The organism is Variovorax sp. PBS-H4 (genome assembly GCF_901827205.1).
Taxonomy (GTDB): domain Bacteria; phylum Pseudomonadota; class Gammaproteobacteria; order Burkholderiales; family Burkholderiaceae_C; genus Variovorax.
This window is the reverse complement of the sequence record NZ_LR594675.1, coordinates 2,308,985-2,323,691: the sequence shown is the minus strand read 5'-3', so window position 1 is coordinate 2,323,691 and position 14,707 is coordinate 2,308,985. Positions and strand designations below refer to the sequence as shown.

General features: G+C 63.9%; 13 protein-coding genes and 1 pseudogene. 11 read left to right on the top strand and 3 right to left on the bottom strand.

Translation table 11 applies throughout. The annotated features are described in order from the left end of the window. Positions 1-88 precede the first annotated feature (88 nt). From E5CHR_RS11155 to E5CHR_RS11125, 8 genes and pseudogenes are all read left to right on the top strand, one after another. A complete protein-coding gene (locus tag E5CHR_RS11155; RefSeq protein ID WP_162579730.1) occupies positions 89-1,255 on the top strand; it encodes a mandelate racemase/muconate lactonizing enzyme family protein in 1,167 nt (388 codons plus the stop codon). Between the two features lie 28 nt (positions 1,256-1,283). Next, positions 1,284-2,261 (top strand): tripartite tricarboxylate transporter substrate-binding protein, encoded by a 978-nt coding sequence (locus E5CHR_RS11150; RefSeq protein ID WP_232062036.1) that lies wholly within the window; start codon positions 1,284-1,286, stop codon positions 2,259-2,261. A gap of 135 nt (positions 2,262-2,396) precedes the next feature. Further along, positions 2,397-3,782, top strand: coding sequence for a hypothetical protein (locus E5CHR_RS11145; protein WP_162579729.1), 1,386 nt, complete (start codon positions 2,397-2,399; stop codon positions 3,780-3,782). A 185-nt stretch (positions 3,783-3,967) separates the two neighbouring features. Further along, positions 3,968-4,078: pseudogene (locus E5CHR_RS31725) on the top strand (dihydrofolate reductase family protein); the annotation flags it as partial. A 603-nt stretch (positions 4,079-4,681) separates the two neighbouring features. Beyond that, a complete protein-coding gene (locus E5CHR_RS11140; RefSeq protein ID WP_162579728.1) occupies positions 4,682-5,632 on the top strand; it encodes a LysR family transcriptional regulator in 951 nt (316 codons plus the stop codon). A 98-nt stretch (positions 5,633-5,730) separates the two neighbouring features. Beyond that, positions 5,731-7,191 (top strand): sulfatase-like hydrolase/transferase, encoded by a 1,461-nt coding sequence (locus E5CHR_RS11135; protein WP_162579727.1) that lies wholly within the window; start codon positions 5,731-5,733, stop codon positions 7,189-7,191. Further along, on the top strand, positions 7,188-8,519 hold the full coding sequence (locus E5CHR_RS11130) for an FAD-binding oxidoreductase (RefSeq protein ID WP_162579726.1): 1,332 nt from the start codon (positions 7,188-7,190) through the stop codon (positions 8,517-8,519). The genes E5CHR_RS11135 and E5CHR_RS11130 overlap by 4 nt, the downstream gene beginning before the upstream one ends. 37 nt (positions 8,520-8,556) lie before the next feature. Beyond that, positions 8,557-9,540: a Bug family tripartite tricarboxylate transporter substrate binding protein gene (locus tag E5CHR_RS11125; RefSeq protein ID WP_232062035.1), complete on the top strand. Its 984-nt coding sequence runs from the start codon at positions 8,557-8,559 to the stop codon at positions 9,538-9,540. A 197-nt stretch (positions 9,541-9,737) separates the two neighbouring features. On the opposite strand, the gene E5CHR_RS11120 is transcribed toward E5CHR_RS11125, so the two are convergent. Then, entirely contained in the window at positions 9,738-10,616 is an 879-nt protein-coding gene (locus tag E5CHR_RS11120) for an aldo/keto reductase family oxidoreductase (RefSeq protein WP_162579725.1), read from the bottom strand. 113 nt (positions 10,617-10,729) lie between these two features. Here E5CHR_RS11120 and E5CHR_RS11115 point away from each other — a divergent pair, with 113 nt between their 5' ends. Next, the gene (locus E5CHR_RS11115; RefSeq protein ID WP_162579724.1) at positions 10,730-11,629 is read left to right on the top strand and encodes a LysR family transcriptional regulator; all 900 of its coding nucleotides are present in this window, start codon (positions 10,730-10,732) and stop codon (positions 11,627-11,629) included. Here the strand turns inward: E5CHR_RS11115 and E5CHR_RS11110 are convergent. After that, positions 11,591-11,986 carry a hypothetical protein gene (locus tag E5CHR_RS11110; RefSeq protein ID WP_162577772.1) on the bottom strand — a complete coding sequence of 132 codons (396 nt, stop codon included), beginning with the start codon at positions 11,984-11,986 and terminating at the stop codon, positions 11,591-11,593. The two genes, E5CHR_RS11115 and E5CHR_RS11110, sit on opposite strands and share 39 nt — an antisense overlap. Between E5CHR_RS11110 and E5CHR_RS11105 the strand changes: the two genes are divergently transcribed. Beyond that, on the top strand, positions 11,870-12,670 hold the full coding sequence (locus tag E5CHR_RS11105; protein ID WP_162579723.1) for an IclR family transcriptional regulator: 801 nt from the start codon (positions 11,870-11,872) through the stop codon (positions 12,668-12,670). The two genes, E5CHR_RS11110 and E5CHR_RS11105, sit on opposite strands and share 117 nt — an antisense overlap. A gap of 6 nt (positions 12,671-12,676) precedes the next feature. Here the strand turns inward: E5CHR_RS11105 and E5CHR_RS11100 are convergent, their stop codons facing one another. Further along, entirely contained in the window at positions 12,677-13,612 is a 936-nt protein-coding gene (locus E5CHR_RS11100; protein WP_162579722.1) for a LysR family transcriptional regulator, read from the bottom strand. A gap of 61 nt (positions 13,613-13,673) precedes the next feature. Between E5CHR_RS11100 and E5CHR_RS11095 the strand changes: the two genes are divergently transcribed. Then, a complete protein-coding gene (locus E5CHR_RS11095; protein WP_162579721.1) occupies positions 13,674-14,687 on the top strand; it encodes a TauD/TfdA family dioxygenase in 1,014 nt (337 codons plus the stop codon). Positions 14,688-14,707: the final 20 nt, after the last annotated feature.

Genomic DNA, 14,707 nt, shown 5'->3' with positions numbered 1-14,707 from the left:
GCATAGAAGTTGAGAAATTGAACATTGGCCGAAAAAGCATGCGTCGCCGACCATTCAGTCTCGCCATCCAACCCGCCTGAAGACAACCATGAAGATCGTCGAAATCCGCGAGAAGACTATCCCCATCAGCTCGCCCATCCGCAACGCCTACATCGACTTTAGCAAGATGACCCTGAGCCTGGTCGCCGTCGTAACGGACGTGATCCGTGACGGCAAGCCGGTGGTGGGATACGGCTTCAACTCGAACGGCCGCTATGGCCAGGGCAAGCTGATGCGCGAGCGCTTCATCCCCCGCATCCTCGAAGCGGATCCGGCAGCGCTGGTGGACGCCACCGGCGACAACCTCGATCCGCACAAGATCTGGAACACCATGTTCACCAACGAGAAGCCCGGCGGCCACGGTGAGCGCTCGGTGGCGATCGGCACGATCGACATGGCGGTCTGGGATGCGGCCGCAAAGATCGAGGGCAAACCGTTGTTTCAACTGCTGGCCGACCGCTACGGCGATGGCAAGCCGAACCGCAAGATCTTCGTCTATGCGGCCGGCGGCTACTACTACCCCGGTCAGGACCACAACAAGCTCAAGGACGAGATGCGCAGCTACATCGACCGCGGCTACACCGTCGTCAAGAAGAAGATCGGCGGCGCCTCGCTCGATGAGGACCTGCGCCGCATCGACTCGATCATGGAAGTGCTGCAGGACGGCCAGAAGCTCTGCGTCGACGCCAACGGCCGCTTCGACCTGGAGACCGCCATCGCCTACGCCAAGGCCTTGTCGCAATACGACCTCTTCTGGTACGAAGAGCCGGGCGACCCGCTCGATTTCGAACTGCAGGCGGCGCTGCGCAACTTCTACAAGAACCCGATGGCCACGGGCGAGGATCTGTTCTCGATGCAGGACGCACGCAACCTGATCCGCTACGGCGGCATGCGCCCCGACCGTGATTGGCTGCAATTCGACTGCGCCCTCAGCTACGGCTTGGTGGAGTACCTGCGCACGCTCGACATGCTCAAGGAACACGGTTGGTCGGCCAGTCGCTGCATCCCTCACGGTGGCCATCAGATGTCGCTGAACATCGCGGCCGGCCTCGGATTGGGCGGGAACGAGTCGTACCCGGACCTTTTCCAGCCTTTCGGTGGCTTCCCGGATGGCGTGAGAGTCGAGAACAGCTTTGTCACGCTGCCGGATCTGCCTGGCATTGGCTTCGAAGGCAAGGCGGACCTGTACCGCGAGATGGCGGCCCTATCGGCGTGAACCTCGACAACATGAATTGGAGACAAACATGACAAACTCGATGCGCTTCGTCGCCGGACTGGCGCTGGCCAGCGCCGCCTCACTGGCGCTGGCCGAGTTCCCCGACAAGCCGATCACCCTGGTGGTGCCATTCGCGGCAGGCGGGCCGACGGACAAGATAGCCCGAGATCTTGCCGAGGCACTCCGCAAACCGCTGGGTCAGACGATCATCGTCGACAACACCGTTGGTGCGGGCGGGACGATCGGCTCTGCCAAGGTAGCGCGAGCAACCCCGGACGGCTATACCCTGCTGGTCAACCACATCGGCATGGCCACAGCCCCTGCGCTGTACCGGAAGCTGAGCTACAAGGTGCCCGATGACTTCGAGCCGCTAGGTCTCATCAATGAAGCCCCGTCGGTAGTGATCGGCAAGCCATCGCTCGGGGCGAATAACTTCGCCGACTTGCGACAATGGATCGCTGCAAACGGAAAGTCTGTGAACATTGCCAATGCCGGCCTAGGCTCCGCCTCGCACCTCTGCGGCCTGATGTTCCAGGACGCGCTGAAGATCACCATGACAACCGTCCCCTACAAGGGAACGGCGCCGGCCATGACCGACCTTATCGGTGGCCAGGTGGACCTGATGTGCGAGCAGGCGGTCAACGCTGTGCCGCAGATCGAGGGTAAGAAGGTCAAGACGTATGGCATCACAAGCCTGCAGCGCCTGCCACTGCCGGCGCTCAGGGACACGCCGACCCTCTCCGAGTCGGGTCTCAAGGATTTCAATGTCCAGGTGTGGCATGGGCTATACGCGCCGAAGGGAACGCCAGCGCCAGTCCTGGCCACGCTGAACAGCGCACTGCGCGCCGCCCTGAAAGACCCCGAATTGATCAAGCGTGAGGAGGCGCTTGGCCTGACCGTCGTCACCGACGAGCGCCTCGACCCGGCAAACCACAAGAAGTTCGTCGAAGCGGAGAAGAAGCGATGGGCGAAGGCAATCAAGGACGCCGGCGAATACGCCGACTAATCTGTAGGCGAACCGTTGTAGAGACGCAACTTCACGCGACGCAGAACTAGTACTTTGGTCCATTCTTGATGTTTCAATGTCTCAAGCAGTTACATTCTGCGGCGCGAGTGCCGAGCCCTTCGGGCCGGGGCTGCGATGACGATGAACTTCAGGAACCAACAAATGAAACTGTGGAGTGCGGTCGCTGCGTGGGCGATGCTGACGATGGGACTGGTCGGATGCGGAGGCGGAGGGGGTGGAGGCGGCGGCGGCATGCTGCCCATCTTGCCGACCGCACCGGCATCTATGAGCACGACGGTCAAGGTCAACGGTGCGACCGCTGCGGCTGACGCCAACGGCCAGTTTCCCGTGAAGCCGGGCGACACCGTGGAGGTCGCGCCGAACCAGGACGCCAACTGGAGCAGTGCCAGCGCTCCTGCCGACGCGGTAACGCTGCGCAATCCCGATACGACGAGCACCAAGTGGAGCGCCCAGATCGTTAACACGACTACGGATGCGGCCACCTTCACGGTCACTGCCAGGGCCACCGCAAACGCGTCGCTGGCCAAAGATACTGTGCTCAAGGTCGCGGCGGGTAATGCGCGCAATGCGTCCTATCGTGTTTTTTCCACCAATGGTTCGCAGCTGACGCTCGCATTGAACTTCGACACGATGAGCTACACGCTGACGGATGGCGCGGGCGCGGTGGTGACCGATGCCTTCGTCACCGATCCTCAGGTGAGCGACGGCTATGTTTTCAAGAGTTCGCGCATCTCGACGCCCGTGAACAACGCGCGCTTCCGGCTGGCGGCCAACACTGTGGTGGGCGCTTTTCCGTTCGCCGTGCTGACTGCGGCGACGCCGACGTTCGCGGTACAGCCCTTTATCGCGTCGAACGCGCTCGTTACCTCGCAGGCCGCGTTGGCCGGCACCTACAACAGGCTGGGCATTAACCTGAACTCGAGCGGTCGCGACTCCAACATTCGTGGCATCGAGGTCACGGCGGGCGGGGCGCAGGTGCTCATGTGCAACGAAGTCGCAATCACGCCGCCTGTCAACTGCCCTCCGGCCTCCCTCATGACGTACACGGTGAGCCCCGGCACGTCGCCGTCGAGCTGGCGCATCGTGAACGTGGCGAATCCGAACGACAGCGGCGCCTTCTCGGTCGCGACAATCAACGGGCAGAACGTCTATCTCTCGGCCGGCAGCTCACCCAACGGTGACGTCGTGTTCCGCGTCGGGACGCCACAGGTCGCAGCCTGGCCTCTGACGACTGGCATCGCTTCTGACACCGACGGAACCTGGGGGCCCATAGCCCTCGACACCACCCAATTTGGCTACAACTTCGTCCGCGCGGACGCCAGCAGCGGCTCGCTCGCCTTCGGTCTCCAACCGATAGGGCAGCCCACCACGCTCAACATCCGTGCGGACACGACGGCCGGCCCGGGCCACTGGTTCGCAGTGCAAGGCGCGGGGCTCACCGCAGTCGTCGGTGCACGCGGGCCGAACGGGGGCTACATGTTGATCGGCCTAGCAAAGTGAAGGGCTAGGAGCGTCGCCAGCACCTGTGAAGGCCGCGAGCACCCTGGGGCATTGAATACGGTCCTGCTGACGAACCTTGGGGCGTGCGCCGATTCTTCGCGGGACCCATTCGACAAGCTGATCCAATATCCTCGCTCACTCGTGGCGCCGCCGAATCACGAAGCAACCATTGCATCGGAAAGACCTTGAAAACCCAGTACTACACATCTACGAGCCTTGATGGATTCTTGGCAACCGAGGACGATTCGCTGGAGTGGCTTTTCCCCCTCGGAAGCTTGAGTACTTCAAGTTATCCGACCGGCTCCCGCAACGGCATACTCGTGCGCGGCAAAGCGGGGGCCAAGAGGACCATCATGACAAAGCGCGTCAGCCCCAGTGGTACATCTTTCGCGATTCGTGAAGTCGACTGCGTCGCTCAGGCCTTTCGCTGGACATGTTCTTGATGCGGCACACATCGCAAAGGGAACTGAAGGCAACCGATGCAAAAGACTACAAGAGGCTGGAGAAGACACTGTTCGCATTCGAACAGTTCATCCTCTTCCTCGAGACGCTAAAAAGGCGATGAGGCCAAAGGTGTGTTTGCAATGCCGCTGCAAGTGATCTCGCCGTCGAGAGAATGAAGCTCGATCGCCGGATTGCCGGCGAACTTGCCGTTGGTCCGAGTTGTCGGACGTCTCGATCTTCTTATCCGGGATGCCCTCAGGTCAGAGGGCGCTCGACTACCGGCCCTGAGGTAAGCCTCTGCGGCAACGCGCAGAATGCGCCAGAAGGCGACACTGGACACACTCCTGGAAAATGCGCACAAAGCGGTCGCTCCCTAAAACGGTTCTGGCGTGGGTAAGCCCGTGGATGCGTGGGCGGCCAGCAATAAGACTCCGGGCCATTCTTCCCCGGTCACCATGCACATCACACTCCGTCAGCTGAAGTACTTCGTCGAGATCGCGCGCAGCCGCAGCTTCTCGCGCGCTTCACAGCGTCTCCAGATCGCGCAGCCGGCGCTAAGCCAGAACATTGCTGCGCTGGAGGACGAACTGGGGGCCAAACTCTTTGTACGTCATGCCAAAGGGGTCGACCTCTCGCCGGAAGGCCAACGTCTTTATGACCGCGCCCTGGACCTCATCGCGAGCTTCGATACGCTCCGTGGAGAGGTTCATGGTCGGGACGCGCAGCCGGCCGGCGCCGTCCGACTGATGGTGGCGGGCTCCGTGGCCGGTGTCGTCATCGCGCCGCTCCTGCATGCGGTTGCCACCTCGTATCCCGACATCAGGCTCACCGTGAGCGATGCGCTATCGTCTGAGGCACGGAGGGAAGTCGAAGCTGGTCATGCGCAGCTCGCCCTGATGCCGAGTCCCGCAGAGTTGCAGGGGATGGAGGCCGTGCCGGTGTTCGAGGAGCACTTCATGGTCTATGGGGCGGCCAAGTTGATGCGGCGAGAACCGGCGGAGATTGCATTTGCAGAGCTTGCCCTGCGGCCGCTGGCAGCACCCGACCGCGCCCACGACCTGCGCAAAATCATCGAGCGTGCGGCCATCGCAATTGATCAACCGCTGGACGTCCGATACGAGCTGAATAGTCCACCGATGTTGGTCGCTGTCGTGAAGGAGGGACTGGCCTATGCCATCCTGCCCCCAAGCAGTTGCATCGAGGCTGTCGCCGCGAAATCAATCGTGGGTCGCCCCATCGCCGGCACGAACCTGAGCCGGGTGCAAGCCATCGTCTGGCCCCAGGAACGTCCACTTTCGCCCGCAGCAGCAGCCGTACGAGACCTTCTCGCACAGGTCGTCCGCCAGCAATTGGAGGCGGGCCTGCTGTACGGTCGGCTCATCGAACCAGGCCATAAGAAAATCTGAAGCCCCCCCAGTCCAAGACGGTATTGGATTCGAGCGCTGGCATTGCCCACACTCCGATGCATGGGAGCCCCTGAGGCTCAGGCAACCGGAGACAAGACATGCCAGGAAAGAACGTTGTGGTCATCATGTCCGATGAGCATGACCCGCGAATCATGGGGTGTTCGGGCCATCCCTTCGTCAAGACGCCCCACCTCGACGCGCTGGCCAGGCGCGGCATCCGCTTCACAAACGCCTACACGCCGAGCCCCATTTGCGTTCCAGCGCGTGCGGCCTTCGCGACCGGCCTTCGCGTGCATCAGGTCCGGCTGTGGGACAACGCCATGCCCTATACCGGCGAACAGCGCGGCTGGGGCCATGTGCTGCAGGAACATCATGTCCGCGTGGAGAGCATCGGCAAGCTGCACTATCGCAGCGTGGAGGACCCGGCGGGATTCGACGAAGAGCACCTGCCGATGCACGTCGTCGGCGGCCATGGGATGGTATGGGCCTCCATCCGCGACCCCTTCCGTCCCCGAGTGGACGGCCCGCGGATGCTGGGAGAACGCATCGGTGCGGGGGAATCGTCCTATACCCAATACGACCGTGCCGTGACCCAACGTGCGGTGCAGTGGTTGAAGGAAGCAGCTGCGCGAAACGAAGAGCACGGCTTCGTGCTGTACGTGGGCCTGGTCGCGCCGCACTTCCCCTTCGTTGTGCCTGACGAGTACTTCAACCTGTACCCGCTGGCCAGCTTGCCCGAGCCCAAGCTCCATCCGAGCAACGGCTATCAACGGCACCCCTGGGTGCAGGAGTACGCGGACTTCATGGGCTCGGAGGACCGCTTCGCCGACGCGCAGGAGCGCCTACGCGCCTTCGCGGCCTACTACGGTTTGTGCAGCTGGCTCGACCACAACGTCGGGCAGATAGTGCGTGCCCTCGACGACTCGGGGCTGGCGGACAGCACGCAGATCATCTACACGTCGGACCACGGCGACAACCTGGGCGCTCGCGGCGTGTGGGGAAAATCAACGCTTTATGAAGAGAGCGTGAAGGTTCCCATGCTGATGGCAGGCCCCGGAATCACACCATCTGTTTGCGAGACCCCGGTCGACTTGCTGGACTTGTTCCCAACCATCCTCGAGGGCGCCGGAATTGACCCCGCGCCTGAGATGCAGGACCGGCCTGGGCGTTCGCTGCTGGAGGTCGCGATGTCGGAACCCGAACCGGACCGCCCCATTCTCAGCGAGTACCACGCCGCCGGCAGCAACTCGGCCGGATTCATGCTGCGCAAGGGCAGATGGAAGTACCACCACTACGTGGCCTTCCGCCCCGAGCTGTTCGACCTGCAGGAAGACCCGGAAGAACTGCGCGACCTGGCTGAGGACCCGGCCTATGCCGGGGTGCTGGAAAACATGCGTCTTGCGCTCTACGCCATCTGCGACCCGCAGCTCGTCGACAGGCAGGCCAAGGCCGACCAGGCGGAACTGATTGAACGCCACGGGGGCATCGACGCTGCGCACAAGCTCGGCTCGTCCACTTCGACCCCGGTCTCGGCAAAGCCGGAAGAGCGCCTGTCATGAGCACGACCATCACGGAAATCGAAGAGCGCTTCCTGAGCGATTGGAGCGGCCTCACGGTCGGGCGACCGCGTGAAGTTCACCGCCCGCGAAGCACGGAGGAAGTGGCTGCCCTGGTGCAGCGCTGCAGGCAAGAGGGCTTGTCCATCACCGTGCAGGGCGGCATGACCGGGGTGGCCGGAGGTGCTGTTCCTTCCGATGGCGACATCGTCATCAACCTCGAGCGAATGAACGCCATCGAGGACATCGACCCCTTGGAAGGCGTGATGCAGGTGCAAGCCGGCGCAACGCTTCAACAAGTGCAAGAGGCGGCGGCAGCGGCCGGGTGGATGTTTGCGGTCGACCTGGGAGCGCGAGGCAGCTGCCAGGTCGGTGGAAATGCCGCGACCAACGCCGGCGGCATTCGTGTGATTCGCTATGGGACGATGCGGGATTCGGTGCTGGGGGTGGAGGCCGTGCTGCCGGACGGGAGCGTTGTGTCCTCCCTTACCCGTCTCGTGAAGAACAGCACAGGACTCGACCCGCGATTCCTCTTCATTGGCACGGAAGGCACGCTGGGCATCATCACGCGATTGACCTTGCGTTTGCACCCGCCGATGGGGCAGACGGCGGCGGCTTGGGTCGCTGCTTCGGAATTCGAGGCGCTGCCCCGGCTGCTGCGTTCGCTCAAGCGAACCTTGGGCAGTGCGCTGTGCGCCTTCGAATTCATGTCGGACCGCTATGTGCGTTTGGCGTGCCGATTGACAGGCGCCGCGGCGCCTGTACCGGTCGAAGGCGCATGGCACGTCCTGATTGAGGCCGCCGGAAATGCTGGTCAGCCCATGGAGGAGGCGCTGCAGGCGGCCCTTGAGCACGCCATGGAGACGGGCGAGGTCAGCGACTGCGCAATCGCTGCAAGTGAGGCACATCGAGGAGCCTTCTGGCGCATTCGTGAAGCCATCCCGGAGGTCCTCACGCATCTCAAGCCGGCGGCGACGCTTGACATCGGACTTCCCTGGGCCCGCACGGGTGAATACCTCAGGAAGGTGGACGCCGAATTGCAGGCGAAGCTGCCGGGAGCCGAGCACCTGTTCCTTGGGCACCTGGGCGACAACAACCTGCATCTCATCAGCGGCGCGGTCGACGAGGCCGGCGTGCATGAGGTGGATGAGATCGCGTACGGTGCTCTGCGCGGCTGCGGCGGCACGGTGAGTGCCGAGCACGGCGTTGGTCGTCTGAAGAAGGACTACCTCTCGGTGTCTCGCTCCGCAGGGGAAATCGCACTAATGAGGCAACTCAAGGAGGCCTTGGACCCGACGAACATCCTCAATCCCGGACGCATCCTCGGCTGAGTAACGCGATGAATCAGGCGAACCAAGGAGACAAGAGATGAAACGCAGAACACTACTCGCCCTGATGGGCGCAACGTCAGCTGGCTGGCTCGCATCGCCATCGTATGCGGCGCGCTCCTCGTATCCCAGCGCGGCCGTTCGCATGGTCGTGCCATATTCAGCCGGCGGCGGCATCGATGCAGTTGCCCGCATGTTGGCCCTGGGCATGGGCGAGGAGTTGCACCAGCCGGTCGTCGTGGACAACCGCGCGGGCGCTGGCGGAATGCTTGGTGCGGAGGTCGTGGCGAAAGCGCAGCCTGACGGCTACACGATACTGCTGGCCGGTAATCCGGAACTCAACATCACGCCGCAGCTACAGGCGAAGACGAGCTATTCAGCGGTGAACGACTTTGCGCCCGTGGTGCTTGTTTCCCAGTCGCCGAATATCCTGGTCGCCAATCCCTCACTTGGCGCTAAAAGCTTGCGCGAGGCGCTGGACGCAGCCAAGAAGAAGGGCGCCATCAGTATCGGCACGCCCGGCAATGGCTCGCCACAGCACATTGCCGTCGAAGTTCTGCGCATGCAGACCGGCATGGACATCATGCATGTGCCGTACAAGGGTGCCGGCCCTGCCACGGTCGCCGCGCTCGGCGGGGAGGTGACTTTCGCACTCGTCGGCGCACCGCCCGTACTGCCGCACATCAACAGTGGAAAGCTGGTCGCATTTGCCGTCACGCAGCCAAAGCGCTCGCCGTTGGTGCCGAGCGTACCGACCCTCGGCGAGGCGCTCGGCATGATGCAGAACGACGACTTCGTCACCTGGTACGGCCTGCTTGTTCCTGCCAAGACACCGCCTGAGATTGTCGATGTCCTCTCAAAGGCGGCGTTCTCCGTCCTCAACCGCAGTGACTCGCGCTCGCGGCTGGCAGTTCTCGGCACTGACCTCGTCGCGATGCCGGCAGGACCTTTTGCTGAGCGGATGCGCCGGGAGACCCAGGTCTACGGCGAAATCATCAAGCGGTTTGGAATCAAGGCAACCTGAGGAGTGGTGGTCAGCAGATTTGACTGGGACCGAACTGCAGGGAGACTCGTTTCCGACCTTCGCTTCAGAAGAACTGCCCGGAAGCACCGGACGTCTCGAGGCGACAACCCGAAGGACCGCTTTCTCGGAATGACGACTATCCCTACGACGCACTGGCGACGGGCACCGAACCGGTCTTCGTGGCGGTCGGCAAGCCATCACCCGACGACGGGGCCAGCCACGCGATCGAGCGCTTCGATCGCGTCGTCGGGCAGCTCCAGCTTCGCGGCAGCGAGGTTTTCGTGAAGGTGTCCCACGGACGAGGTGCCGGGGATCAGAAGGATGTTGGGTGAGCGTTGCAGGAGCCAGGCCAGCGCCACCTGCATCGGCGTGGCGCCCAGACGCTGCGCGACGTCGGAAAGCCCGGCAGACTGCAGTGGCGTAAAGCCGCCGAGTGGAAAAAATGGAACGTATGGAATGCCGTCGCGTGCCAAATCGTCGATGAGCGCGTCATCGCCGCGGTGCACGAGGTTGTACTGGTTCTGCACGCAGGCAATGTGGCAGATGCCGCGTCCCTCGACGACCTGTGCGTGCGTCACGTTGCTCAAGCCGATCTGGCGTACGAGGCCCTGGTGCTGCAGCTCGGCCAATGCCGCGAGCGGTGCCTCGATCGATCCCTCGGCCGGACCGTGCACATCGAACATGATGCGCAGGTTCACCACGTCCAGCACGTCCAGTCCGAGGTTCCGAAGGTTGTCGTGTACCGCCTGTGTCAGTTCCTCGGGCGAAGACGCAGGCAGCCAACCGCCCGTGTCGGAGCGCCGCGCCCCGATCTTGGTAACGATGACAAGGTCCTTCGCGTAGGGCGCGAGGGCCTCCCGGATGATCTGGTTCGTGATGTGCGGGCCGTAGAAGTCGCTCGTGTCGATGTGATCGACACCGCCGGCGACCGCTTCGCGCAGCACGGCCAACGCGGCCGCGCGATCTTTCGGCGGGCCGAACACGCCGGGTCCGGCGAGCTGCATGGCGCCGTAGCCGAGCCGATGGACCGTACGGTCCCCGAGGGTGTAGGTGCCAGGGGTTTGCGTTGTGGACATGGTGTTTTTCCTGAGGAGCCGAAGAGTCGAACGGGTGGTGAAGCCAGTCTAGGCAGCGCACCTCTGTTTGATAAGCGGCCGCAATCGGCACGGGCCGTGCAGAATTCGGAACAATGAAAGTCGACCTCGGAGATCTCAACGCCTTCGTAGCCGTCGCCGGAGCCAAGGGGTTTCGCGATGGCGCGCGCCTGAGCGGCGCCAGCGCATCGGGCTTGAGCGAAGCAGTGCGAAGGCTGGAAGCTCAGGTCGGCGTACGGTTGCTCCACCGCACGACGCGCAGCGTTCGGCCCACAGAAGCAGGAGAACGCCTGCTCGAGCGGCTGAGGCCCGCGCTCACTGAAGTCGAAGCCGCGCTCGATCTGGTGAACAGCTTTCGCGATCGGCCCGCCGGCACGCTCAAGCTGAACGTGCCGATCAGCGCCGCGCGGCTCGTGCTGCCATCGATCGTGCCGCGCTTCCTTGCCGCCTACCCTGATATCTCCCTTGAAGTGATCGCGGAGGACGACTTCGTCGATGTGCTGGCCGCCGGTTGCGATGCCGGCATTCGCTACGACGAGCGGCTCGAGCAGGATATGGTCGCCGTGCCCATCGGTCCGCGCTTGCAGCGCTTTGCCGTGGCGGCCGCTCCTTTGTACCTCGATCGCCACGGCAGGCCGGAGCATCCGCGCGACCTGCTCGGCCACAACTGCCTGCGCGGGCGTTTCGCCAGCGGGTCGATGCCGCCGTGGGAGTTCGAACGCGGCGGTGAAACCTTGCGCATCGACGTGGGCGGGCAACTGGTCGTGCGGATCGGCGCAGCGGCAGAGCTTTCGGTCGATGCGGCGATAGCCGGTGCCGGCGTGATCTACCTGTTCGAGGACTGGCTGCGGCCCCACCTCGACAGCGGTGCGCTCGAACCGGTCCTGGAGCCCTGGTGGCCGCGCTTCTCGGGGCCCTACCTCTACTACCCAGGCCGCCGGTTGCTGCCCGCGCCGCTAAGGGCCTTTGTGGATTTCATACAGAGCGCGTCCTGAATGCTCGCTGGTTTCCCATTCGTCCACGAAGCCTCGCAGCACATCGGCCGCCCCAGCGCCTCGCGCCTTTGGCCTTTGCGTGGCGGACCGCGACGGCAACGCGCTGTCGCTCATCAACTCGATCCCGGCAAGCGACCGGAGCAGCCCGAGCGGCTCTTCCCCAGGTCGACGCACTTCTTTGTTCCATTTTGCAGAACGACTGGACTGGTTTGCCGAACTGGCATAGCCTTCCCGCTGCGTATGAACAACACCTTGCTCAAAGGCCTCGCCGTTCTCGAACTTCTTTCGCGCAGCCGCCAGGCGCTCGGGTTGACCCAGATCGGCAAGGAACTGGAGATGTCCAAGAGCAATGTGCATCGCCTGATGCAAGCGCTCGTGGAAACGCGCTTCGTGCTGCGCGACGAACAAACCGGTGCGTACACGCCTTCCATCAAGCTCTGGGAGCTCGGATCCGCGGTACTCGGCAAGCTGGACCTGCGCCGACATGCGGAGCGCCAGATGGAAAGCCTCATGGAGTTTGCCGGCGAGAGCGTTCACCTGTCGGTGCTCGATGGCACGGAGGTGGTGTACGTTCACAAGGTTGACAGCGAACGGCCGGTACGCGCCTACACGCAGATCGGTGGGCGCGTTCCCGCTTATTGCGTCGCAACGGGCAAGGTGCAGCTGGCCTTCGCGCGCGAACACGTGCTGGAATCCGCGTGCGCGGCCCTCAAGCGCCACACCGACGCCACGATCATCGACCGCGACGAATTCCTCAAGGAGATGCGCAAGGTCCGCCAGCGCGGCTTTGCGACCAACCGCGCGGAGTGGCGCGAGGGCGTCCATGGCCTTGCAGCGCCCATCATGGACGCACGCGGATTCGTCATCGCTGCCGTCGGCATCTCGGGGCCGGCCGAGCGATTCCGCAAGACGGTGCTGCCGGCGTGGGCCGATGCCGTGATCGCGACCGCGGCAGACATCTCCGACGCGCTGGCGGGCGAGCGGTCGCCTGCGGCGTTGAATCGGCTGCGGTTTGGAACGAGCTCGGCTCCTCCCACGTGATCCAGCTCAAGCGGCAGCATGCCGCCCGCGGCGCACTGCCATGACCGCCTCGGTCACCGCCGAGACGAACGCCGTCGGTCTTTGCGCGAAAGCCAACAGCGTGAGCTCCACGCCAGGCATCGCAGGCGTGACATTCAGGATTTCCAGCTTGCCCAGGGACACTTCGGTGCCGTAGTAGTCGCAAGGCAGCAGTCCCACGCCCTCCCCTCGCGCCACCAGCCGCGCAATGACTTCCATGCTGTTGCAGGTGATTGCCGGCTGGAAACGCACGCCGCCGGCTTTGAACCACGACTTCATCGCGGCGTGGTGGAAGGACTCCTGCGAGAAGGCGATCACCGGATAGGCCGCCAGATCGCCCGGGGTCATCGCGCCCCGCGCGGCGCCGAGCGCGGGGCTCGCCATCCACGCAAAGCGCTCCTGGCCGACCAGTTCGCATCGCAGCTCGTCGTCATCCAGGCGCCCCGCGATGATCGCCACGTCAAGCTCGCCGCCGCGCAGCTTCTGTGCAAGCACCTTGGAAAGCGCCACCTCCACCTGCAGTTGCAGCGCCGCATGCCGGGCGCGCAGTTCACGTACCAGCGGCGGCAGCCAGGTGCCAGCCACCACGCCCACCACGCCGAGCCGCAAGGTGCCGGTGAGCGACGCGCGGTCGGAAATGCGCTCGCGCAGCTGTTCCAGTGCGCCCACCACCTGCCGCGACATGGCGAACAGCTCACGGCCCTTGGCCGTCAGATGCGCCCTGTGCGTGCTGCGGTCGAACAGCGCGACACCGAAATAGTGCTCGAGGTCTTTCACCCGCGCGGAGACCGTGGATTGCGTGGTGTGCAGCGCCTCGGCCGCCGCCGCGAAGCTGCCCTTCTCCACGACCTGAAGGAAGGTTTCTAGTTGCTTGACGTTCATCGCCGCCAGCGATGGATAGCCATCGCCCGAATTCGTTGGCAAGTCTAGCGGAGCGCTCCTAGACTGCCTCGCATCCATTCAACACATGCACCCAGGAGACTTCATGCAAGGCACGGGCAACATCCTCAGCGAAGCAGAGCACAGCCCTGCCTCCAACATTCCCCGCACGCCGCTCGTGGGCAGCGTGGTGTGGGACGCCAGGAGCCTGCGGCCGACGGACGGCATCGTGACGCTCGAAGCCGAGGTCCTGCGCGAACTGGCGGATGTGGTGGCCCTGCTTCGGGACAATCCCTTGCCGGTCGAGATGCTGGAGCCCGACGCGTTCCGCATCGACGCGTGCCGCCGCATGATGGCGCGTGTGCGCGAGACGCTGGAGACCGGTGTCGGCTTCGTGATCATCGACAAGTTGCCCATGGACGTGTTCTCCAAGGACGATGCCAAGGCGATCTACTGGATCCTCTCGCAGCTCGTGTCCCGTCCCGTCGCGCAGAGCTGGGACGGGAAGATGATCTACGACGTGCGCGACCTCGGAAGACCGCCGGGCAATGGCGTGAGGCCCGACGTGACCAACGCCGAGCAGAACTTCCACACCGACAACAGCTACAACCTCTGCCCGCCCGACTACGTCGCACTGCTGTGCCTGCGTCCGGCCAAGGAAGGCGGCATCAGCAGCATTGTCAGCTTTCACACGGTCTACAACGAGATGCTCGCCAAGCACCCGAAGCTGATCGACAGGCTCTTCGCGCCCTACCTCTTCGACCGCAACCATGAGCATGCGCCCGAGGCACCGCCGGTCATCAGCCACCCGCTGATGCAGGTGACGGACGGGCGGCTAACAAGCCGGCTCTCGCATCGGCACGTCGTCAATGGCTACAAGATGGCTGGCATCGAACTCGATGCACTTGGCGAGGACGCGCTCGAGGCGCTGGAAGCCACGATGAACCAGCCGCACCTGATCCGCGAGTTCTTCTTCGAGCCGGGCCAGATCCAGATCGTCGACAACCGCCGGCTGGGCCATCGCCGCACCGGCTACACCGACTTTGCCGAGGAGGACCGCAAGCGTCACCTCGTGCGGCTGTGGCTGCGCACGCGCGGCCGCCGCTTCTACAACGGCTGAAACCACCGCGGGCGATGGCG

Bases quoted from the DNA above. Each gene is read 5' to 3' on its own strand.
- E5CHR_RS11125 (WP_232062035.1), top strand. From the start codon at position 8,557: ATGAAACGCAGAACACTACTCGCCCTGATGGGCGCAACGTCAGCTGGC.
- E5CHR_RS11140 (WP_162579728.1), top strand. From the start codon at position 4,682: ATGCACATCACACTCCGTCAGCTGAAGTACTTCGTCGAGATCGCGCGC.
- E5CHR_RS11130 (WP_162579726.1), top strand. From the start codon at position 7,188: ATGAGCACGACCATCACGGAAATCGAAGAGCGCTTCCTGAGCGATTGG.
- E5CHR_RS11095 (WP_162579721.1), top strand. From the start codon at position 13,674: ATGCAAGGCACGGGCAACATCCTCAGCGAAGCAGAGCACAGCCCTGCC.
- E5CHR_RS11150 (WP_232062036.1), top strand. From the start codon at position 1,284: ATGACAAACTCGATGCGCTTCGTCGCCGGACTGGCGCTGGCCAGCGCC.
- E5CHR_RS11105 (WP_162579723.1), top strand. From the start codon at position 11,870: ATGAACAACACCTTGCTCAAAGGCCTCGCCGTTCTCGAACTTCTTTCG.
- E5CHR_RS11145 (WP_162579729.1), top strand. From the start codon at position 2,397: ATGACGATGAACTTCAGGAACCAACAAATGAAACTGTGGAGTGCGGTC.
- E5CHR_RS11155 (WP_162579730.1), top strand. From the start codon at position 89: ATGAAGATCGTCGAAATCCGCGAGAAGACTATCCCCATCAGCTCGCCC.
- E5CHR_RS11115 (WP_162579724.1), top strand. From the start codon at position 10,730: ATGAAAGTCGACCTCGGAGATCTCAACGCCTTCGTAGCCGTCGCCGGA.
- E5CHR_RS11120 (WP_162579725.1), bottom strand. From the start codon at position 10,616: ATGTCCACAACGCAAACCCCTGGCACCTACACCCTCGGGGACCGTACG.
- E5CHR_RS11110 (WP_162577772.1), bottom strand. From the start codon at position 11,986: ATGCACATTGCTCTTGGACATCTCCAGTTCCTTGCCGATCTGGGTCAA.
- E5CHR_RS11135 (WP_162579727.1), top strand. From the start codon at position 5,731: ATGCCAGGAAAGAACGTTGTGGTCATCATGTCCGATGAGCATGACCCG.